The sequence below is a fragment of the Salegentibacter echinorum genome (assembly GCF_900129445.1).
In the GTDB taxonomy this organism is placed as follows: domain Bacteria; phylum Bacteroidota; class Bacteroidia; order Flavobacteriales; family Flavobacteriaceae; genus Salegentibacter; species Salegentibacter echinorum.
In genome coordinates this window covers 415,253-438,041 of sequence record NZ_FQVT01000002.1, presented here as the reverse complement: position 1 = coordinate 438,041, position 22,789 = coordinate 415,253, and the positions used below count along the sequence as shown (strand labels likewise).

General features: G+C 38.1%; 17 protein-coding genes. 13 read left to right on the top strand and 4 right to left on the bottom strand.

Features of this window, described 5'->3' with window-relative positions; all coding sequences use genetic code 11:
* Window positions 1-195 precede the first annotated feature (195 nt).
* Genes purH through rodA form a run of 6 tightly spaced genes read left to right on the top strand, consistent with a single transcriptional unit; the run spans window position 196 to window position 7,242 of the window.
* Window positions 196-1,728, top strand: a complete 1,533-nt coding sequence (gene purH, locus BUA71_RS05510; protein WP_072877542.1) for a bifunctional phosphoribosylaminoimidazolecarboxamide formyltransferase/IMP cyclohydrolase — start codon at window positions 196-198, stop codon at window positions 1,726-1,728.
* 38 nt (window positions 1,729-1,766) lie between these two features.
* The gene (locus BUA71_RS05505; protein WP_072877540.1) at window positions 1,767-2,795 is read left to right on the top strand and encodes a rod shape-determining protein; all 1,029 of its coding nucleotides are present in this window, start codon (window positions 1,767-1,769) and stop codon (window positions 2,793-2,795) included.
* A 13-nt stretch (window positions 2,796-2,808) separates the two neighbouring features.
* A complete protein-coding gene (gene mreC / locus BUA71_RS05500) occupies window positions 2,809-3,633 on the top strand; it encodes a rod shape-determining protein MreC (RefSeq protein ID WP_072877538.1) in 825 nt (274 codons plus the stop codon).
* Window positions 3,623-4,129 (top strand): rod shape-determining protein MreD, encoded by a 507-nt coding sequence (locus BUA71_RS05495; protein ID WP_072877536.1) that lies wholly within the window; start codon window positions 3,623-3,625, stop codon window positions 4,127-4,129. Before mreC ends, BUA71_RS05495 begins: the two co-directional genes overlap by 11 nt.
* Entirely contained in the window at window positions 4,126-5,994 is a 1,869-nt protein-coding gene (mrdA, locus tag BUA71_RS05490; RefSeq protein WP_072877534.1) for a penicillin-binding protein 2, read from the top strand. The genes BUA71_RS05495 and mrdA overlap by 4 nt, the downstream gene beginning before the upstream one ends.
* Window positions 5,995-7,242: a rod shape-determining protein RodA gene (gene rodA / locus BUA71_RS05485; RefSeq protein ID WP_072877532.1), complete on the top strand. Its 1,248-nt coding sequence runs from the start codon at window positions 5,995-5,997 to the stop codon at window positions 7,240-7,242.
* 671 nt (window positions 7,243-7,913) lie between these two features.
* Here the strand turns inward: rodA and BUA71_RS05475 are convergent.
* Window positions 7,914-10,049: a carboxy terminal-processing peptidase gene (locus BUA71_RS05475; RefSeq protein ID WP_072877528.1), complete on the bottom strand. Its 2,136-nt coding sequence runs from the start codon at window positions 10,047-10,049 to the stop codon at window positions 7,914-7,916.
* Between the two features lie 146 nt (window positions 10,050-10,195).
* On the opposite strand from BUA71_RS05475, the gene surE reads away from it, so the two are divergent.
* The 5 genes from surE to BUA71_RS05450 all read left to right on the top strand — a co-directional run bounded on the left by surE (window position 10,196) and on the right by BUA71_RS05450 (window position 15,347).
* Entirely contained in the window at window positions 10,196-10,981 is a 786-nt protein-coding gene (gene surE, locus BUA71_RS05470; protein WP_072877526.1) for a 5'/3'-nucleotidase SurE, read from the top strand.
* The gene (locus BUA71_RS05465; RefSeq protein WP_072877523.1) at window positions 10,974-11,255 is read left to right on the top strand and encodes a hypothetical protein; all 282 of its coding nucleotides are present in this window, start codon (window positions 10,974-10,976) and stop codon (window positions 11,253-11,255) included. Before surE ends, BUA71_RS05465 begins: the two co-directional genes overlap by 8 nt.
* A gap of 215 nt (window positions 11,256-11,470) precedes the next feature.
* Complete coding sequence (lpxB, locus tag BUA71_RS05460; RefSeq protein ID WP_072877522.1) at window positions 11,471-12,583, top strand: lipid-A-disaccharide synthase; 1,113 nt, start codon at window positions 11,471-11,473, stop codon at window positions 12,581-12,583.
* Window positions 12,584-12,682: 99 nt separating this feature from the next.
* Window positions 12,683-13,240: a C40 family peptidase gene (locus BUA71_RS05455; RefSeq protein WP_072877520.1), complete on the top strand. Its 558-nt coding sequence runs from the start codon at window positions 12,683-12,685 to the stop codon at window positions 13,238-13,240.
* Window positions 13,241-13,301: 61 nt separating this feature from the next.
* Window positions 13,302-15,347 (top strand): ComEC/Rec2 family competence protein, encoded by a 2,046-nt coding sequence (locus BUA71_RS05450; protein ID WP_072877518.1) that lies wholly within the window; start codon window positions 13,302-13,304, stop codon window positions 15,345-15,347.
* A gap of 80 nt (window positions 15,348-15,427) precedes the next feature.
* Here BUA71_RS05450 and BUA71_RS05445 read toward each other — a convergent pair whose 3' ends face one another.
* The 3 genes from BUA71_RS05445 to BUA71_RS05435 all read right to left on the bottom strand — a co-directional run bounded on the left by BUA71_RS05445 (window position 15,428) and on the right by BUA71_RS05435 (window position 20,135).
* Window positions 15,428-15,967, bottom strand: a complete 540-nt coding sequence (locus BUA71_RS05445) for a thioredoxin family protein (RefSeq protein ID WP_072877516.1) — start codon at window positions 15,965-15,967, stop codon at window positions 15,428-15,430.
* Window positions 15,968-16,045: 78 nt separating this feature from the next.
* A complete protein-coding gene (locus BUA71_RS05440) occupies window positions 16,046-17,956 on the bottom strand; it encodes a peptide MFS transporter (RefSeq protein WP_072877514.1) in 1,911 nt (636 codons plus the stop codon).
* A gap of 7 nt (window positions 17,957-17,963) precedes the next feature.
* Window positions 17,964-20,135, bottom strand: a complete 2,172-nt coding sequence (locus BUA71_RS05435) for a S9 family peptidase (protein ID WP_072877512.1) — start codon at window positions 20,133-20,135, stop codon at window positions 17,964-17,966.
* 408 nt (window positions 20,136-20,543) lie between these two features.
* Between BUA71_RS05435 and BUA71_RS05430 the strand changes: the two genes are divergently transcribed.
* A complete protein-coding gene (locus tag BUA71_RS05430; RefSeq protein WP_072877510.1) occupies window positions 20,544-21,863 on the top strand; it encodes a hydroxymethylglutaryl-CoA reductase, degradative in 1,320 nt (439 codons plus the stop codon).
* Entirely contained in the window at window positions 21,860-22,771 is a 912-nt protein-coding gene (locus BUA71_RS05425) for a GYDIA family GHMP kinase (protein ID WP_072877508.1), read from the top strand. Before BUA71_RS05430 ends, BUA71_RS05425 begins: the two co-directional genes overlap by 4 nt.
* Window positions 22,772-22,789: the final 18 nt, after the last annotated feature.

Genomic DNA, 22,789 nt, shown 5'->3' with positions numbered 1-22,789 from the left:
TCAAAAAAACAAAACTCAACTATTCGAACTAAATATCGCAAAAGGTTCTTAGTCGCGACACGGGTTTCGCCTTGATTCTTAAATCACAAATTATGGCTATAAAATTGATTGTAAAATTTCCGGATAAATAAAAGGAATGCCTTTTAAGTTTTTCGCTTAAATACTTACTTTTGCAACCTTAACAAACACAACACAATGAGCGATTTAAAAAAAGCAGGAAGTGCTTTAATTTCTGTATTCAATAAAGAGGGGCTGGAACCTATTGTTAAAAAACTCAATGAACTGGGAATCACCATCTATTCTACCGGAGGTACCGAAAATTTTATCAAAGAATTAGGTATTGATGTTGTCCCCGTTGAAGATATTACTTCCTATCCTTCTATTTTAGGCGGAAGGGTAAAAACCCTGCACCCTAAAGTTTTTGGCGGAATATTGAACAGGCAGGAAAATGAAAGTGATGTTAAAGAGCTCACCGAATATGAAATCCCACAGTTGGATATTGTGATTGTTGATCTTTATCCGTTTGAAAAAACCGTAGCTTCAGGCGCTTCAGAAGAGGATATTATCGAAAAAATTGATATTGGCGGCATTTCCCTAATTCGCGCTGCAGCCAAGAACTTTAAAGATGTCCTCTGCGTTTCTTCCGTAGAAGATTACAGCGATTTTCAGCAATTATTGGAAGAAAAAAATGGAGAAACCAGCTTAGCAGATCGTAAATTATATGCCGGGAAAGCTTTTAATATTTCTTCTCATTACGATACTGCAATTTTTAATTATTTTAATGCTGAAGGTGATATTGCTGCTTACAAACAAAGCATCCAAACAGGAAAAACCTTAAGATATGGCGAAAATCCGCACCAAAAAGGCACTTTCTATGGTGATTTTGATGCCATGTTTAGCAAACTTCACGGTAAGGAACTTTCATATAACAACCTGTTAGACTTAGATGCGGCCGTAAACCTTATTAATGAATTTAAAGAGGAAGCGCCAACATTCGCTATTCTAAAACACAATAACGCTTGCGGACTTGCTCAAAGGGAAACCTTGCACCAGGCTTATACAGATGCTTTGGCCGGAGATCCTGTTTCGGCATTTGGCGGGGTTCTAATTAGCAACCAGGAAATTGATAAAGCTACTGCAGAGGAAATTCATAAGCTTTTTTGTGAAGTGGTGATCGCTCCTTCGTTTTCTTCGGAAGCTGAAGAAATCCTAAAAGGCAAGAAGAACAGGATTTTATTAATTCAGAAAGAAACCGAATTACCAAAACAACAGGTAAGAACCTGTCTTAACGGCGTTTTAGTGCAGGACACCAATACTAAAACCGATGTAGCAGAAGATTTAAAGCAGGCGACCAACAATAAACCCACAAACGCAGAGTTATCTGATTTACTGTTCGCTTCAAAAATTTGCAAGCACACAAAGTCCAATACCATCGTGTTGGTAAAAAACAAACAATTATGTGCCAGTGGCACGGGGCAAACTTCGCGTGTAGATGCTTTAGAGCAGAGCATTGTGAAAGCCAGGGCTTTTAAATTCGACTTAAAAGGCGCAGTAATGGCCAGTGATGCTTTTTTCCCGTTCCCAGATTGTGTGGAGATTGCGGGGAAAGCAGGGATTTCAGCAGTAATCCAGCCGGGCGGTTCTATAAAAGACCAACTAAGTATAGATTACTGTAATGAAAATAATATTGCAATGGTGATGACGGGAACGCGTCATTTTAAACATTAAAATTAGTACATTTACCAAACCTCAATACAGAATAAAACATGGGATTTTTTGATTTTCTCATTGAAGAAATAGCAATAGATTTAGGAACTGCCAACACGCTAATTATCCATAACGATAAGGTCGTGGTGGACAGTCCGTCTATAGTAGCGCGCGATCGCACCACCGGTAAAATTACCGCCGTGGGTAAACAAGCTGCCATGATGCAGGGGAAAACACATGAGAACATCAAGACTATTAGGCCATTAAAAGATGGCGTTATTGCAGATTTTGATGCGAGTGAGAAAATGCTCACTATGTTCATTAAGGAAATCCCGGCGCTAAAAAAGAAAATGTTCACTCCGGCCCTTAGAATGGTTATTTGTATCCCTTCTGGAATTACCGAGGTAGAAATGCGTGCGGTAAAGGAAAGTGCCGAAAGGGTAAATGGAAAAGAGGTTTACTTAATTCACGAACCTATGGCTGCTGCAATTGGTATTGGGGTAGATATTATGCAGCCTAAAGGAAATATGATTGTAGATATAGGTGGTGGTACTACAGAGATTGCAGTACTTGCGCTGGGCGGAATTGTTTGCGATAAATCGGTTAAAATTGCCGGCGATGTCTTTACCAACGATATTGTTTATTACATGCGCACCCAGCATAACCTATATGTAGGAGAGCGTACTGCTGAAAAAATTAAAATACAGATTGGTGCTGCGACTGAAGATCTAGAAGTCCCACCAGAAGAAATGAGCGTTCAGGGACGTGACCTGTTAACCGGAAAACCAAAACAGGTAAATATCTCCTATCGGGAAATCGCCAAAGCTTTAGATAAATCTATCTTAAGGATTGAGGATGCCGTGATGGAAACCTTATCACAAACTCCACCAGAACTCGCTGCCGATATTTATAATACCGGTATATATCTTGCCGGGGGAGGTTCTATGTTAAGAGGTCTTGACAAGAGATTATCGCAAAAAACAGATTTGCCCGTTTACATTGCTGAAGATCCTTTGAGAGCAGTAGTAAGAGGAACCGGAATATGTTTAAAAACCATAAACCGTTATAAGGGAATTTTGATAAAGTAGGAGAGGTAGTTTTATGCAGCAAATTTTTAATTTTCTTATCCGAAATAAGAATAATATCCTATTCTTGTTTCTGCTCGCATTAGCTATTTTTTTTACCATCCAGACCCATTCTTTTCACAAAAGCAAATTTATAAGTTCTGCCAATGGCCTTACCGGGGGCATCTATTCCTGGGCCAATGATTTTGATACTTATATGCATTTAGATGAATACAATAAACGCCTGCTGGAGGAAAACAAAAAGTTGCGCAATACACTCACGAATCTTAGTGATACCATTTCGGTAGAAAATCATAGTGATACCAGTAGTTTTGAAGGCACATATTATTTTAGGACCGCCAGGGTAATCAATAACAATTATGCCAAGCCCAATAATTACCTCACTTTAAATCAAGGGGCTGCAAACGGCATAGAATCAGAGTTTGGTGTAATTACCAGTAAAGGTGTAATAGGCATTGTAGATAGGGTTAACAATAAATTTTCCCGGGTAATTTCTATTCTTAATTCAGAATCCCGAATTAATGCGCAATTAAATAAAACGAATCATTTTGGCAGCCTTGTTTGGAATGGCAAAAACCCCAACCTGGTACAACTTATAGACGTGCCAAGACAGGCTCCTGTAAAAGAAGGCGACACCATCGTTACCGGTGGAAGATCACTCATTTTCCCGGCAGGAATTCCCATTGGAAGCATCCAGGACTTTACACTGGACCAAAGCGAGAGCTATTATCAAATTAACGTGAAGCTTTTCAATGATATGACCAATATTGGTTACGTATATGTGATTGAAAACCGGGAAAAGGAAGAAATACGATCTTTAGAAGCCGAGAATGAACAGTAGTATCTTTAAAAATATCATTAGGTTTGTGGGGCTGGTCCTCATACAGGTACTTATTCTAAATAACATTAATTTTTTAGGATATATAAACCCCTATTTATACGTGCTCTTTCTGTTATTATATCCTTTTAACAGCAATCATAGCCTTTTTCTAGTACTTGCATTTTTACTGGGGTTCAGCATAGATCTTTTTGAAGATAGCGGGGGGATTCACGCCGCAGCTTGTGTGGTTATTGCTTTTGTTAGACCGCACTTATTGCGCTTTTCTTTTGGGATAAGCTATGATCACCAAAATCTTAGATTGTCCACTACCCCATTTGGGGCAAGACTCACTTACATTTTTCTAAGCATTTTAATTCATCATTTTATTCTTTTTTCTTTGGAAATGTTCAGCTTAAATCATATAATAATAGTGCTAAAGAAGACGTTATTTTCAAGTATCTTTAGTGTCCTAACAATTATTCTAAGCCTGGCGGTCTTCAGCAAAAAATATAGATGAGAAAATTACTGCTTTACATTATTATCATAACCACGGGAATTGCTTTTCTGGCGCGTTTATTCTACCTGCAAATCATGGATGAGTCCTTTTCGGTGCGATCGCAGGATAATGCTATTGAAATAGTTTACGATTACCCGCAGCGGGGTTATATTTACGATAGAAACGACAGCTTAATGGTCTCTAACCAGCCTTCTTATGATGTCATGGCAATTCCGCGAAATTTAAAACCTTTTGATACCACCGAGTTTTGTGAGATTTTAAGTATTGAGCCCAATGAATTGGCAAAACGCTTAGATAAGGCGAAGATTTACTCCCCGTTATTGCCTTCGGTAATTATACCGCAACTTACCAAAGCTGAATATGCAATTTTGCAGGAAAAAATGCGTAAATATGAAGGCTTTTACATACAAAAACGATCGCTACGTGACTACCAGGTGGACCACAGTGCCAATGTTTTAGGCTATATCGCACAGGTAAATCAGCAAATTATAAATGACAATCCTTATTATATTTCAGGAGACCTTATTGGCCGTAGCGGGGTAGAGAAAACTTACGAAGAGCTGTTACGCGGAGAAAAAGGGGTAAAATATATTCAGAAGGATAGGTTTAACAGGGATATAGGTAGTTACAAAGACGGGATTTATGACACGCTTCCAACCAAAGGAAAAGATATTAATATTACTATAGATGCAGAGCTACAGGCTTATGGTGAAAAATTAATGGAAAATAAACGCGGTGGAATTGTCGCTATAGAACCGGGAACCGGTGAAATCCTTTCTATGATCACGGCACCGAGTTATGATCCTTCTTTATTGGTGGGAAGGAAAAGATCCCCAAATTACACCAAACTTTATTACGACTCTATTGCCCGCCCACTTTATGATCGCGGACTTTTAGCTGAATATCCTCCCGGTTCACCTTTTAAAGCCGTAAATGCTTTAATAGCCTTACAGGAAAACGTAGTAGATACTACTGATAGTTTTCAATGCAACCACGGTTATTCCTACGGAAGAGGAAGAAGAATGGGTTGTCATGCCCATCGTAGTCCTTTAGCGATGGTAGATGGGATTGCCCAATCCTGTAATGCCTATTTTGCCAATGTGTATAGAAAGGTTATTGAAAAATACCCCACCCCACAAGAAGGAATGAATACGTGGCACGACCATTTGGAAAGTTTTGGGTTTGGTCAATATTTAGGGAATGACTTAAGTACCGGCAGGCCGGGAAAAATCCCCGATGCCGATTATTATAATAAAATTTATAATTATCCCACTTATAAATGGTATTCTACGGCAACCCTCTCTAATGCGATTGGCCAGGGCGAAGTTTTAATGACGCCCATTCAATTAGCTAACATGACGGCTACTATTGCCAATCACGGCTGGTACTACACTCCGCATATTTTAAAGAAAATTGAAGGTGACCCCATCAAAGAAGAGCGCTTTACGGTAAAAAATCATACTACGATAGATCCAGAAAATTTTAAACCGGTAGTAGAAGGAATGCACAAGGTTTATAAAAGCGGTACTGCCAGCAGGATGCAGATTCCCGATATAGAAATTGCCGGAAAAACAGGAACTGCTGAGAATTTTACCAGAATTGACGGAAAACGTGTACAGCTTACCGATCATTCTATCTTTGTTGCTTTTGCACCAGTGGAAAATCCAAAAATAGCCCTGGCCGTTTTTGTAGAAAACGGTTATTGGGGAAGCCGCTATGCCGGTAAGATAGCCAGCTTAATGATTGAGAAATATATAAAAAGAGAGATAACCCGAACAGATTTGGAAGACTGGATCTTAAGTCACAGTCTGGAAGATGAATATGCCAAGCCATTAAGTGGGGAACCTTTTATAATAAATCAATAAATGAGCAGAAGCAACGCAAGTTTCGACTGGACAACTATTTTTATTTATTTTTTACTGGTAGGCTTTGGCTGGGCAAATATATACTCTGCTTCTTCGGCACAATCTTCCCAGGATTTCTTTGAATTCAATCAAATTTATAGTAAACAGGGACTTTGGATTGTCTTAAGCGTAATTCTTATAGTCATTTTACTTTCTATAGAGGCCAAGTTTTATCAGCGTTTTTCCAGTGTGATCTACGCCATTAGCCTGGTAAGCCTGGCAGGACTATTTATTTTTGGAAGTACTATTGCGGGACAAACGGCCTGGTATCAAATTGGCCCTGTAAGTATTCAACCGGCAGAATTTGCCAAAGCTGCCACAGCGCTTGCTGTAGCTAAATATTTAAGCGGAATACAAACCGATATTAGGGATTTTAAGCATCAAATGGGAGTATTTGTGATTATCGCACTACCCATGATTTTGGTACTCCTTCAACCAGATGCCGGTAGCGCCCTTATTTATTTTTCTTTTGCCTTCGCACTTTACCGGGAAGGTCTACATTTTGCCTATTTATTACTCGGTTTCTTTGCAGCCAGTTTATTTGTGGCTACACTGGCTTTTGGTCCAATATGGGTAATTGCAGGGATTGTGCTAATTGCTATTTTAGTGTATCTCAAGAATTTAAAAAGAAGACCAAATATTATTAAATACCTGTTTTTTGCAGGTGTAGCGGTAGGTTTTTCTTTATCGGTAAATTATGTCTTTGAGAACGTTTTTAAGCAGCATCACAGAGACCGCTTTAATATTGTACTGGGAAAAGAAGTAGATGCCCGCGGGATTGGTTATAATACCAACCAGAGTGAGATTGCCATTGGTAGTGGGGGATGGTTTGGAAAAGGCTGGACAGAAGGCACTCAAACAAAAGGTCATTTTGTACCAGAGCAACACACAGATTATATTTTTAGTACCGTAGGTGAGGAATGGGGGTTTGTTGGGAGCGTTTTTATCCTGGCACTCTTTATCGTCCTTCTATTACGGCTCATTTACCTTTCTGAAAGGCAGCGTTCTACTTTTAACCGTGTTTATGGTTATAGTGTGGTAGGTATTCTCTTTATCCACTTTATGGTAAATATAGGCATGGTTATAGGTATATTCCCCACCGTAGGTATTCCTCTCCCCTTTTTAAGTTATGGCGGCTCAGGATTATGGGCCTTTACCATTCTTTTGTTTATTTTTATAAAACTGGACGCCGATAGAATGGCCCATTAATTACAGCGATCTACCAGTAACAGGATCGCAGCTACAATTAAAATCAACAAAGGATAAATGTATTTTCTTTTTAGCATAATATGGCGTTTGGATTTTTGAAGATCCTAGATCAAAAGTTCTTATATGTATAACCAATCTTTTTTAATGAAACTGAATGTTCTAACTTTTAAATCTGATAGCAGCAGAAATCAAAGCTTCTAGCTAGATATCTTATCTTTTACAAGCTCATTATTTATCTGAATCGGTCGCTTTTTGCAATTTCTCTTTTTTCTTCGCGTGATATAGAAATCCGTCGCTTTTCATACTTATCTAAGATAGTTACGAGGAAAAATAAAAAGTAACTACCAGCAAGAATATATTTATTTATATAATTATTGTCCCATATATACAATGCCGTAATAATAACACCTATGGCAAAAAATAAATATTTTAGGTAAGGCAAAAATCGCATATTTTTTTAGAATTGAATAATTATACAAATTAACCAAGTCAAGTAAGGACTCAATCAGACTCGTTCATTTGTCGGTGTATTTTTTACAATATAAAAATAAATACTCAGAAAAATCCTATAGGAAAATCACGTGCTTAGTTACAGATCATAAACAGTCGTATATTAATAATAAAAAAGCGCTTCATTCCTGAAACGCTTTTTTATTATTTCCGCAGAAAAATTAATCTTCTACTTTTGCCAACTTACCATTCTCTTTTTTACTGTTCATCATATCAGAAAGGACGTGTAGTGCCTCTTCCATATATACATCCTTACTTAAATTACTATGCCAACGATCTCTTTTCTCTTCTAAAATAGTGTCATTTACAAAAAGCTCTTTTTCATAAGGCAGGGATCTATAAGTTAAGTTTGTTTTATAATTCTTAATAGAATCAAAGCGTTTTGCCAGTTCCTTATTTCTAAGTGCTGTCTCGGCATATTCCTCAAAGTTTAAAGAATGACTATCGTCCTCACTTTGTTTCTTGATCCAACGCGCATGATCTTCTATTAATTGCAGTTGTTTGTTAGATTCCATTCGTTGTTTACTACTGGAGATTACCCCTTCATAATTGGTTAAACCTTCCCATTCATTATAATTTGCAGGTTCAATTTTATCCCAGGGCAAAGGGTTGTCCTGGTCTTTCTCCCCAATATCAACAAAGCTATACCTATCTGGCACCACCACATCACTTTTCACACCTTCTAACTGGGTGGATCCCCCGTTAACCCGGTAAAATTTTTGCGTGGTTAATTTTAATGCACCTACATCTCCAAACTCATTACTTCTCAACCATCTATTTAGGTCTATTACATTTTGAACGGTTCCTTTTCCATAGGTTTGTTTGCTACCAATAATGATCGCTCGTTTATAATCCTGCATTGCCCCTGCTAGTATTTCTGAAGCGGAAGCCGAAAGTTCATTTACCAAAATCACAAGTGGACCATCCCATAAAATTGAAGGATCTTCGTCTGAAAGTACTTCCTGACGCTTTCCGTTCGATTTCACCTGTACAATAGGTCCTTCTTCGATAAAAAGTCCTGCGATATCTACCACGGTTTTAAGCGAACCACCCCCGTTATTTCTAAGGTCTAATACCAGGCCGTCCATATTCTGCTCTTTTAAACGAATAATGTCTTTTTTGATATCTGAAGCCGCGTTACGCGCATCATAATCTTCCATGTCAAAATAGAATTTTGGCAGATTTATCACTCCAAACCTCTGGTCACCTTGATCTACCATAGCAGTTTTTGCATAAGTTTCTTCAATCTCTACAACATCCCGCGTAATGGTAATTTCTTCAATATTACCCATCAATTTTTTTCTTACGGTAAGAGTTACTTTAGAGTCTTTAGGCCCTTTAATAAGCTCTACTGCATCTGCCAAACGCATCCCAACAATACTTACCGGCTCTTCTTCATCTTCCTGTTTTACTTTTAATATCTGGTCTCCTTCAGCAAGTTCTTCTCCTCTCCAGGCGGGACCGCCAGAAATTACTTCCATTACGGTAATATTGTCACTCTTCTTTTGAAGCCTCGCACCAATACCCTCCAGTTTTCCAGACATCGCGATATCGAAGCGATCTTTATCCTGCGGCGCAAAATAAAAAGTATGGGGATCAAAGCGTTCTACAATAGAATTGATGTATAAAGCGAAATAATCTTTACGCTCCAAATCATCTGTAAAATCGTAGTATTCATTTAACGAAGTTAAGGTCACGTCACGCGCATCTTTTTCCAGCTCTTCATCAGATTTCATCTCATAATCGGGATCTTCTTCTTTCTTTTTCTTCTCATCTTCTTTCTTATCGTGATAGGTAATAAGCGTGGAGAATTTTAACTGTTGCTTCCAGCGCTCCTTCAATTCCTTTTTAGAAGAAACATAGGGCAGCTCCGAATAATCGGTCCTAATTGTTTCATCTTTTGAAAAATCAAAAGGCTCGGCGAGAATCTTTTTATAAATATCCTGCGCTTCTTTGGAGCGTTTTAGCAAGCGTTGGTAAGTAAGATCGAAAAAGCTTATCTCCTTATTTTTAATCTGGTCGTCTATTTTTTCTTTATATTTATCAAATTCTTCTATATCTTTTTGATAAAAAAAGCGCTTAGAACCATCCAGGCTGGAAAGGTACTTATCATAAACACCTTTAGAAAACTCATCATCTATATTTTTAGCGTCATAGTGACCTTCATTAAGTACATAAGTAATTAGGTCTATTAAAAGCTTATCTTTATTGGGATCATCAAAATTTTTTGTTGTAAAACTACAGGCAGTGGCGGCCATTAGCACTAAAACCACTAAAAGTTTAAAATTCCTTTTCATAAATCGCATATATTTCGTCATTAAGGGCAACCAAAGTACATTAAAAATTGTGCCATTAAGTTTAATTAGCACTAATAATTTGTTAAACTACTAAGTTAAGCTTTCTTGCGGAAATTAGTATTTTAGCTCAAAGAAAAAATAAAGTTATGGAAAATAAAAAGCCGTTAATTTTGGTAACCAATGATGATGGCATTACGGCACCGGGAATACGCAGTTTAATTGAGGTAATGAAAGAACTGGGAGATGTTGTGGTAGTAGCGCCAGATAGCCCTCAAAGTGGCATGGGGCACGCGATCACCATTAGCGACGCCTTATTCTGTGAACAGGTGGTCATTAAAGAAAGTTACAAGCATAAAGAATACAGCTGTTCTGGCACGCCTACAGATTGTGTAAAGATCGCAACACAAGAGATATTGGGACGCAAGCCAGACCTTTGCGTGAGCGGAATAAACCATGGTTCTAACAGTTCTATAAACGTGATTTATTCCGGAACCATGAGTGCTGCAGTTGAAGCCGGAATAGAAGGAATTCCTGCAATAGGATTTTCTTTACTGGACTACTCCCTAAATGCCGATTTTGAACCGACTAAAAAATATGTAAAAGCGATAACAAAGAACGTACTTAAAAACGGTTTGCCCAAAGGCGTGGTACTCAATGTAAACCTACCTAAATTACCGGCTTCAAAAATTAAGGGAATTAAAGTATGCCGGCAGGCAAATGCCCATTGGGAAGAAGCTTTCGATAAGAGGACAAATCCGCAGGGGCGCGATTATTATTGGCTTTCTGGGAAATTTGTAAATAAAGACGACGGGCAGGATACCGATGAGTGGGCGCTTAGTAATGGTTATGTGTCTGTAGTTCCGGTGCAATTTGATCTTACCGCCCACCACTTTCTCGACCGCTTAAACAATTGGGAGTTTCAGGATGATTAAACAGCATATTTTTATTGGTTTTCTAACCGGGATAGCGTCAAATATAGGTGGGGTTTTTCTCTATATCCTTATATTTTCAACTATGGGAATAGACGAGACTTTAGACGATGCCATAACCAATGGCTATATTGGGAAGATTATTGCTTTGGGCGCGATTTTAAACTTTTTACCATTTTTTCTTTTTCTTCGGAAGAAAGAAATTTATCGCGCAAGAGGCGTACTTTTCGCTTCAATCATCGCAGCTATTGCTATTTTCGTTTCCAAAATTTTGTAATAGAACGTTTATGGTTTGTGACTTAGAGTTTGATGTACTTTTGCATCTTGAATACCGAGACTGAAAACTATTAGTCGGTTTTGAGTTGTCGGTTATCAGTTGGGACACATAGATTGCTCATTTTCAAAAATGCAATATTAAAGTCTGAATTATGTGTTAACCTCAAACTTCTAACCTCTAAAATTTGAACTTTGAACCTTGAAATATAAAAAGAGATGAAGTATTATATTATTGCAGGAGAAGCTTCTGGGGATTTGCACGCATCCAATTTAATGCGTGCCCTAAAAAAAACCGATCCAAATGCCGAATTTCGGTTTTGGGGTGGTGATCTTATGCAAGAACAGGGTGGTACTTTGGTAAAACACTATCGGGAACTGGCATTTATGGGTTTTGTAGAAGTGCTTTTTAACCTTAAAACCATTCTAAGAAATATTTCTTTTTGCAAGAAGGATATTCTAAAGTTTAAACCAGATGCGCTTATTTTTATAGATTATCCCGGCTTTAATTTGCGTATTGCAAAATGGGCTAAAGAGAAAAAACTTCAAACCCATTATTATATTTCTCCCCAAATATGGGCCTGGAAGGAAAATAGAATCAAAGCCATTAAACGCGATGTAGATCACATGTATGTCATCCTTCCGTTTGAAAAAGAATTTTATGAAGAAAAACATAATTTCCCGGTACATTTTGTAGGTCATCCATTAATAGATGCAATTGCGCAAAAAGACCTGCCAGATATCGCTACCTTTAAAAAGGAACACCAGATAGACGATAGGCCAATAATTGCGGTTTTACCGGGAAGCCGAAAACAGGAAATCTCCAAAATGCTGGAAGTGATGTTAAGCATTACTCAAGACTTCCCTGAATATCAATTCATCATTGCCGGCGCTCCAAGCCAGGAGACAGAATTCTATGCCACTTTTATAAAAAAGAAGAATATAAAACTGGTAATGAACCAAACCTACAATATTTTGAGTCTTTCTACCGCTGCCCTGGTTACCTCTGGTACTGCTACTTTAGAAACTGCATTGTTTAAAGTGCCTGAAGTTGTTTGTTATAAAGGTAGCTTTATCTCCTATCACATTGCCAAGCGTATAATAAACCTTAGTTATATTTCGTTGGTAAATCTCATTATGGACCGGGAAGTGGTAAAAGAACTAATCCAGGAAGATTTTAATAAGAAAACGCTTAAAACCGAACTTGATAAAATCCTGGATAAAGATCGCCGCAAACAAATTTTTGAAGATTATTATGCCCTGGAACAAAAACTGGGAGGAAAAGGAGCCAGCCAAAAGACTGCAGATCTTATTGTGGCAGCCATAAGATAACCCGGCTCACGCCTAATCAGCATTAAACTGAAAAAATTATGTTGATTACGCGACAAGCCCGGGGACATTTAATCTCGATTATTGAGCAAAACAAGAATAATGATACGTAAGTTTATATACCTATTTTCTATCACAGCTTTTACCCTAACTTCCTGTGGCGGTTCCCGGGTAGTCACAAAGAAAGATGATAGCCGCACCATAGAGAAGCGTTATTCTAATGCAGAAGAAAAGGATGCAACTGAAACGTATAACAACGAAATACCATTAGCAAGTCCTAAAATTGCAAATATTATCACCACCGCAAAACAGTTTGAGGGCACTCGCTATAAATATGGTGGTACCACAAAACGGGGAATGGACTGCTCGGGGCTTATTTATACCGCATTTATAGAAGAAGATATTTCTATGCCCCGAACTTCACGTGCCATGTCTTTAGAAGGTGAACGTCTTCATATTAAAGAAGTTGAACCGGGGGATTTACTTTTTTTTGAGACCAATAAAAATAAAAAAGTGATTAATCACGTGGGCTTGGTGGTAGATGTATATGCCCAACAAATCTTTTTTATTCACGCTTCCACCTCCAGTGGTGTCATAATTTCTTCCCTTTCAGAGAATTACTGGAATGAACATTTTGTAATGGCAAGACGTGTTTTGTAATTTTTAAGTAACTTAACAGTCCCTGCACGCCCCAAAAAAGTGTAATTGTAAAGCTTTGGGTATGCAATTTTTAAACGGTTTTTTAGTAAAACTTGCTATTTTTCTCACATTGGGAATCTTTACGGGATTCAGCCTTCAAATCCCAGGTGCTTATCTATGGATTCTTACCGGCTTTGTATTCATCAGTTTTTCTTTCGCTTTTTTTAGAGCCAGGCGGCAAATTTTAGAAGATATATTCTTCGGAATAAATACCTGGGTTTTAGTATTCGTTTTGGGAATTATGACTGCTCATCTAAACAAACCGCAAAATATTCCCAGGCATTATCTAAATTTTAAAAATACCGAAGCGAAATTCCTTCAAATAAGCATTACCGAAAGCCTAAAAGAAAATGCCTACACCCTACCCTACCTCGTAGAAGCCGAAAAATTGATTTTTGAAAATTCAGAAAAGCAAATTTCAGGAAAAATCTTACTGAATATTGATCGGGATTCTGCCGTGGATAAACTAAAACCGGGAATGAAGGCGCTGGTACGTTTTCGCTTATCGACAATTCGGGAACCTCTAAACCCCTATAGATTTAATTACCGGGAATATATGCACAACCAACGAGTAGAAAGTCAACTTAGCCTAAATCCAGCAGAAATTTCTATCCTTTTCAGGCCTAAGTACAACTTAAGAACTTATGCTGAAACCTACCGGAACAAAATTATTGAAAAGCTTAAGCAAGAATCGTTTTCAAAAACAGAACTTGGTATTATCCAGGCTTTACTTCTTGGAAAGCGGCAGGATATTTCAAAGGAATTACGAGACAGTTATGCCGCAGCAGGCGTGATTCATATTTTAGCGGTATCGGGCTTGCACGTGGGTATTATTTTATTGTTATTGTCCTGGGTTTTAAAACCTTTGGAGCACTTTAAAAATGGACGATATATAAAGACCACATTACTCATCTTACTTATGTGGGGTTTTGCACTGCTGGCGGGGTTATCACCCTCGGTGACCCGCGCTGTAACGATGTTTTCCTTTGTTGCCGTTGGAATGCAAATGAGACGAAAAACAAGCGTTTTAAACAGTCTTTTTACCTCGCTGTTCTTCTTACTACTCATTAACCCTTATTTTATTTTCCAGGTTGGTTTTCAATTAAGCTATGTCGCGGTTTTCGCTATTGTATGCCTGCAACCTAAGCTTTTTAAACTATGGCAACCAAAGTTTAAACCGATTAAATATTTATGGGGGATTTTAAGCGCAAGTATCGCCGCCCAAATTGGCGTGTTGCCCTTAAGCTTGTTTTACTTTCATCAATTTCCAGGGCTATTCTTTATCTCGAATTTAGTCATCCTCCCCGTACTGGGAATTATTCTGGGCGCAGGTATCCTCGTGATTGTATTATCTTTATTAAACCTATTACCTCATTTTCTGGCAGAAGCCTATGGCTCACTAATAAGCATACTAAACACCTTTATAAGCTGGATCGCAACAAAAGAAGATTTTGTTTTTACCGAAATCCATTTTACAATTTGGCAAAGTTTAGGCGCATATCTCGTTATCCTGGCTTTTATTATTTTGATCTACCGCAAAAGCTTCAGAAGTCTTTTATTTTTTCTCTTCGGAATAGTGCTCTTCCAAACGGGTATGCTCTTTAGCAAAGCAAAACAGTTTTCTTCAGAGTTAATTATATTTCACAAATCCAGAAAAACGATGCTGGGCGTAAAAGCTGATAGGGAATTTAAATTATATCATAATATAGAAACATCAGTAGTCACAAAAAACAGTTTGAAGGATTATAAAGTCGCTACGAATATCAAGGAAATTGATGAAGATTCGGTTCCCAATATATTAGGCTTTGGGAGTAGAGAATTACTAATTATAGACAGCGCTGCAGTTTATAAAATCCCACATCTTAAACCAGATTATATCCTGTTAAGAAATTCGCCCAAGCTTAATTTAAACCGACTTATCGAACAATTAGCTCCAAAACAAATTATTGCAGATGGGAGTAATTATTATTCGTATGTTGAGCGCTGGAGGCAAACCGCTAAACAACAAAAAACCCCTTTTCACCATACGGCTAAAAACGGGGCTTTTCGCATCTCAATTGAACCTTAGGCTCAAGATCAACTAACACTTAAATCTTACTCATTAAACGAGGTTCTAATATTTTCAATTCTTACAATTTAAAAAGGAATTTATTCAAATGTACCTTCAAAATTCTTCTCATAATTTGCAAAAGCTTCCTGAGAAGTCATTTTTTTATATTCTTCTTTGGCAAACAATTTTAAATAAAGTTCCAATTGCTTGGGGGTTCTATACCCAGAAACCGGCGCCAGCAAATTCGCTTCTTCATCAAAAAACACCAAACTGGGATAGCCTTTAATCTTTAGCGCCCTGGTTAATTGGTGTGGTGAATTACGTCCCTTGCGATTGGAATCATACTGCGGATTTTCAAAAACCTGTCCTTTAAAGTCGATCTTTTCATTACCCTCTGCATTAAATTTAACCGGGTAATAATGCTTATTGATATAAGCAATCACATCTTTATGGCTAAAGGTATTCTTATCTAACATCTTGCAGGGGCCGCACCAATGTGTGTAGGCGTCCATAAAAATCTTTTTAGGTTCTTTTTCCTGGGCTTCCAGCGCCTCATTCATCGTCATCCACTCTATTTCCTGAGCTTGTAGGTTACCTATTCCAATAAACAAAAATGCAATCGTAATTATTCTAATCATTGTGTTTTTTCTTTGGAACTCTAATAAACAAAAAACGTTCCTAAATTAAGAACGTTTTTTGAGTTATATATATTGTGGTTACATTTTATCAGATTCTGTATCGGAAATTTCATATTGCTCTTGTTCCCGCATTTCAACTTCCTCGTCTTCTACACCGTGGGTAAGACGTTTTAAAGGTTTCAGCATAAATATTACAATAAGACCAAACGCAGTTGTAAAAATTGTAATGCCAATAAACGTACTAAACTCCCTATCGGTTTGCACTTCATCTACAATAAAATCACCCACATAACCGGTGTTTTCATCATTCTGTCTAAATTTCACCATCACGTGATAAGGATCCTGGGCGGTTGCTCCTTCTTCAGCCAGGGTTTCTTTCATATCATTGATTCCCTTCTTATTAGTAAAATTCAAATAGTCTAGAACAGGCTCCCCTGTTTCCATATCTACCACTTTTAAATCTCCATTTTCAGTATATATTTGAGCGTTTATAGAAAAATTTTCTTTATTCTCAAAGATGCTATTGTCAATTAAAAAATGATTGGAAATTTGAGTTTCTGAAGTTGCCAATTCTACGGTAATAGGATCACCCTGTGAAAACTCACCAATCACACCTGCCATCTTATTTCCAAGACCCGTGGCTGCAAAATAAACCCCCATCATTAATGAAGCATATTTCACAGGAGCCAGTTTAGTAATAAAAGAAAGCGCTACCGGCGAAGAACACAATTCCCCAATGGTATGCAGTAAATAAGCCAATAACAACCAGTACATAGCTCCTTTACTATCAAACGGCACATATTCGCTTGCCGCGAAAGCCATAAAGATAAAACCAAGTCCCATTATAATTACCCCGGTTGCCATTTTAAAGATGGAAGAAGCCTCTTTATTTTTTAACTTTCGGCGAGCCCAGAAATTGGCTATTATAACCCCAAAGATGATAATAAACAGGGCATTTAGCGATTGAAACCAGGTGGCAGGAACTTCATTGCCTATTAATGGAAGACTAAACGATAAGGTTCGGTCTGTTTTATCTGCGGCATAGATATTCATTAATCCTCCCGCCTGCTCGAATGCACCCCAGAAAACAACTACCAGCAAGAATGAAAGCACCATAACCACATACCGGTCTTTCATCACCTGGGTGGTGATTTCTTTATATACCATAAGCATAAGGGCGGTCACAAGGGTTAGGAAAATAAACAATAGCCCGTAAGGGATCGATTCGAATATTAGATAATATATAGAACCAAGCATTAAAACAGAAGTAATTATTAACTGCAGTGGTGATTTTAACAAATCGCTAAACATATTTCCAAGCGAAGCACCTTCGTCCCTTTCGGCTTTAGAAAGGAGGTTCCCAACATTTGTTAGGTATTTTTGCCCCCACCAATAGATAATAAGACCAAGTGCCATGGCAATTCCGGCAATTCCAAAGCCATAGTGCCAACCAATATTTTCCCCAACATAACCAACAATTAAACTGGATAATAGCGCCCCCAGGTTAATCCCAATATAAAAAATGGTAAAACCTTTGTCCCTTCTTATGTCACCCGGTTTGTAAAGTCCGCCAACCATGGTAGAAATATTTGCTTTCAACATTCCCACACCAATAATTATTAACACAAGCCCAGAGTAAAAAGCCCACATCTGTTCTACGGCCAGGATTCCGTGGCCGGCTACCAGGACAACTCCACCCCATAACACGGTTTTTTTCTGCCCCAGGAGTTTATCTGCAATCATTCCGCCGGGAATAGAAGCTACATACACCAACATTGTATACCATCCATAGAGTGCAAGAGCTTCAGCTCTTGTCCAGCCCAAACCTGCATTTCCACCGGTAGTGGCACTTACCAGGTATAGCACCAAAATGGCACGCATTCCATAATAGGAAAAGCGTTCCCACATTTCGGTCATAAATAAAATGTATAATCCTATTGGATGTCCAAATAGTTCTTTTTGTGGAACTCTGTTTTTTGCTGTTGCCATTTCCTATTTATAATTTTTCTTTAATAAAATTCGTCATTAGCGTGTATAAGTGCAATCTTGTATTGCCACCGTAAATACCGTGATTTCTATCGGGATAAATGGCCCAATCAAATTGTTTATTGGCCTGCACCAGCGCCTCTACCATTCGCATCGTATTTTGCAGATGCACATTATCGTCTCCACCCCCGTGAATTAACAGGTAATCGCCTTTTAATTTCTCCACGTGATTAATTGGTGAATTCTCATCATAACCGGAAGGGTTTTCCTGTGGGGTAGTCATATATCTTTCAGTATAAATAGAGTCGTAAAACCTCCAGCTAATTACCGGGGCCACAGCAATTGCCATAGAAAAGGTATCGTTTCCTTTAAGAATAGCGTTAGAAGACATAAAACCACCGTAGCTCCAACCCCAAATACCAATGCGATCTTCGTCTATATAATCTCTTGCCCCTAATTTTTTCGCAGCATCAATTTGATCTTCAACTTCATATTTACCCAATTCTTTTTGAGTTACTTTTTTGAAAGCTGCGCCTTTAAATCCGGTGCCACGTCCATCTACTGTCGCGATTATATAACCTTCGTTAGCAAGTAGCTGGTACCAGTAATCATTTGTTCCAAAATATGAATTAGAAACCGATTGGGAACCGGGTCCTGAATATTGGAACATAAGTAATGGATATTTTTTCTTCGGATCAAAATCTTTTGGTTTGATCATCCACATGTTTAATTCATTGCCATTTACTTCTATTGTGCTCAACACCTTCGCAGAAAAATTATAGGCAGCTTCCTTTTCTAATAAGGCCGAATTATCCTTAATTTTCCTAACTAATTTGCCGTTTTTAGCATTGTGCAATGTAAACTCATAAGGTGTTTCTGTACTGGTGTAAGAATTGATAAAGTAGGTGAAGTCTGCACTAAAATCGGCGCTATTCATCCCTTCTTTTTGGGTAAGTCTGGTTTTGCGTTTCCCATTGGGTTTAATGGAATAAACATCGCGGTTAACGCTTCCGTTTTCGGTACTTTGATAAAAAATGCGATTGGCATTTTTATCATAACCATAATAATTGGTTACTTCCCAATTTCCTTTTGTCACCTGATTCTTCAGTTTACCTTTTTTGTTGTACAGATAAATATGGTTCCAGCCATCTTTTTCACTGGTCCAAATAAAGCTATTATCTTCCAGAAAAGTAAGATTGTCGGTAATATCTATATAGGCATCGTCGGTTTCGTTCATTACCACATTAGCTTCGTTATTAGTGGCATCTACAAAAATAAGATCTAAATTATTTTGGTGTCTGTTAAGCACCTGTACACTTAATATTTCGGGATCCTGGGTCCATTTTATTCGCGGAATATAGAAATCCTGGTAATCTCCCAGTTTAACTTTCTCATTTTTTTCTGAAGATAGTTCATACATATACAAAGCTACTTCAGAGTTTTTCTCTCCGGCTTTTGGGTATTTAAAAACCTGTTGAGTTGGGTACAGGTCTTTTCCAAAAATATCCATGGAAAATTCTGGCACTTCAGATTCATCAAACTTAAGGTAAGCAATGTGAGTTCCGGTTTTATTCCAGGCAAAAGCCCTTACAAACGCAAACTCTTCTTCATAAACCCAATCGGTAACCCCGTTTATAATTTTATTTTTCTCACCATCTGTAGTGATTTGGGTTTCTTCTCCTGAAGTCAGATTGTAGGTATAAATATTATTTTCAAACACATAGGCGATTTTAGAAGCATCGGGAGAAAAGGTAGGCTCCTGTACTTTTTTATCGCTCAATTTGGTAAGATTTCGATCCTTTACATTATAGATGTAATAAACCGCCCGGGAAGAGCGTCTATAAATTTGCTCTACTTTGGTAGAAAGTAGGATCTTACTTTCATCATCACTCAACTGAAAGCCCTGAAAGCCCGAAATTTCTGCTAAATTTTCACTATCCAGAAGACTTCTTAACTTTTTACCGGTTTCGTAGGAATATACATCTATACTGCTGGTGTTGGTGTCCTGATTACGGTTTAGAACAACATATTCCTCCCCGTTATTTAAAGACTGAAGCGATTGTAAACGCTCCTGCCTAAAAGTGCCATCATAAATTTCTTCCAGGCTTATTTCCTTGTCTTGAGCATAAATTACTGAGCTTGCTGTAATTAGCAAGCCAACAAATATTTTAGAGAACTTCATAAAATTTATAGCATGAATTTTGATTGCCAAGTTTACTAAATTTTCAGCAAAAAATGCCGGTTTTGAGTGTTAAAAACTAAGGATTTGTTAAAGGATAATTTTGTTCAGTTGGCAGTAGCGGTAAATCAGTGGCAGTGGCAGTGGGCAGTCGCGTTATTCATAGTCTTAACAATAAACCATAAACACCAAACAGTTTCCAAAACAAACAAGAGATCGCCACGTCCTGCGTCCTCGCGATGACACTTGATAACCCTCGAACCTGGAACTTCAAACTTCGGAGGCAAGGTCAAGTATAAAACTGACAACCGATAATCCGCTAACGAGAACTAACAGCCGAATATCTTATTTAACGATTAAGGCTGCTTGCGATAACAATTGTATCTTTACAGGTTAAAACCAGGATAAAAAATGATAAAACCCATTAGCGGCTTCTCCCGGCTAAGCAAAAAAGAAAAAATAGATTGGCTGGCTAAAACATATTTAAAAAATCAGCCGGAAGACGTGGCGGTGTTAAGGCAATACTGGAACGAAGATTCCCACTTACAACGACTACACGACGAATTTACAGAAAATACCCTTTCCAATTTCTACCTGCCTTTTGGATTGGCACCAAATTTTTTAATTAACGGCGATCTTATGGCCATTCCTATGGCTATTGAAGAAAGCTCGGTCATCGCGGCAGCCAGTAAAGCTGCAAAGTTTTGGGGTACACGAGGCGGATTTAAAGCCCGGGTAATTGATACCAAAAAAATAGGGCAGGTCCATTTTAAATACAATGGCAACAAAGAACTATTAAATAGATTTTTTACCAGCGTTAAACCAAAGCTTCTTCAAGCGGTAAAACCCATCACCTCAAATATGGAAAAACGAGGTGGCGGGGTGTTGGATATTCAATTAAAGGATAAAACCGCAGCAATCGAAGCATACTACCAATTGCATTGCGAGTTTGAAACCCGGGATTCCATGGGTGCTAATTTTATAAACTCCTGTCTCGAGAAGTTCGCAGAAGTTTTTGAAAATGAAGCCAATAAAGATCCTCATATTACTTCGGAAGGAAAAACACTGGATATCATTATGAGTATTCTTTCCAACTATGTACCAGAATGTTTAGTGCGGGCCGAAGTTTCATGCCCGGTAGAAGAATTAAACGAAAATAAAGACATTGAAGGTAAAGAGTTTGCCAAAAAATTTATAGAAGCTGTAAAAATTGCCGAAGTGGAGCCTTATCGTGCAGTCACACATAACAAAGGGATTATGAACGGTATAGATGCCGTAGTACTGGCTACGGGGAACGATTTTAGGGCCGTAGAAGCCGGGGTGCATGCTTATGCCGCAAGAAATGGTCAATATTCCAGCTTAACTCATGCCGGCCTGGAAGATGGGATCTTTAAATTTTGGATAGAAATACCCCTGGCACTGGGCACCGTTGGCGGATTAACCAGCTTACATCCTTTGGTGAAATTAGCGATGGATATTCTACAAAAACCCAACGCACAGGAGTTAATGAAAATTGTCGCCGTCGCTGGGCTTGCACAAAATTTTGCCGCACTAAATTCCTTAACCACAACCGGAATTCAGCAAGGACACATGAAAATGCACCTTATGAATATCTTAAATCAACACCAGGCCACAGAAGAGGAAAAGAAAGTTTTAATAGAATATTTTACTAAAAATACGGTCACTCATAGCAGCGCCGTTGCACAACTTAAAAAAATTAGGTCGCTATGAAATTTCACAGCAACGGAAAACTATTAATCACGGGTGAATATGCAGTTTTAGATGGTGCAAAAGGCTTGGCTCTACCCACAAAACAAGGCCAGTCCCTGGAAGTGAAAAACAATAATTCTAACAAGTTAAATTGGAAAAGTTTAGACGAAGCTGGGGAATTATGGTTTGAAGGAAATTTTGAGTTTGCAGCGGGAAATTTTAAGCTTTTAAATGAAGGAAATGAGGTTGGAAAACGGTTGGAAAAACTATTACAGGAAGCCCACCAACTAAATCCTGAAATTTTCAATGAGCAGCAAGGTTTTGATGTTGTTACCCGCCTGGATTTTAACCGCGATTGGGGACTGGGCACTTCTTCTACCCTGGTAAATAATCTTGCAAACTGGTTTAAAATAGACGCCTATCGATTACTTAAAAAGACTTTTGGAGGTAGTGGTTATGATATCGCCGCAGCGCAGCATAAACAACCTATAACTTACCAAATCACCTCATCTGGCCCTTCGATACTAAAAACCGATTTTAATCCGGGGTTTTCTAATGAAATCTTCTTTGTATATCTTAATGAAAAAAAGAATAGTCGCAATGCCATAAAACACTATCGGGAATTACCCCAATCCAATAAAAATGGGCTAATCGATAAAACTTCGGCATTAACCCAACAATTTATTGCCTGCGAGACCCTAACCGAATTTGAGCTGTTAATAAATGTTCACGAGACCCTTATTGCCAAAACCTTACAGTTACCAAAGATAAAACAAGTGCGCTTTTCAGATTTCCCGGGAGCAATTAAAAGCCTGGGGGCCTGGGGTGGAGATTTTATTCTTGTTACCGGAAATAAAGAGGAAGTTTTTCAATATTTCAACCAAAAAGGCTTCCATACTATTTTTGAGTATAATAAACTTATTTTTTAACTGAAATTACTGAGTTAA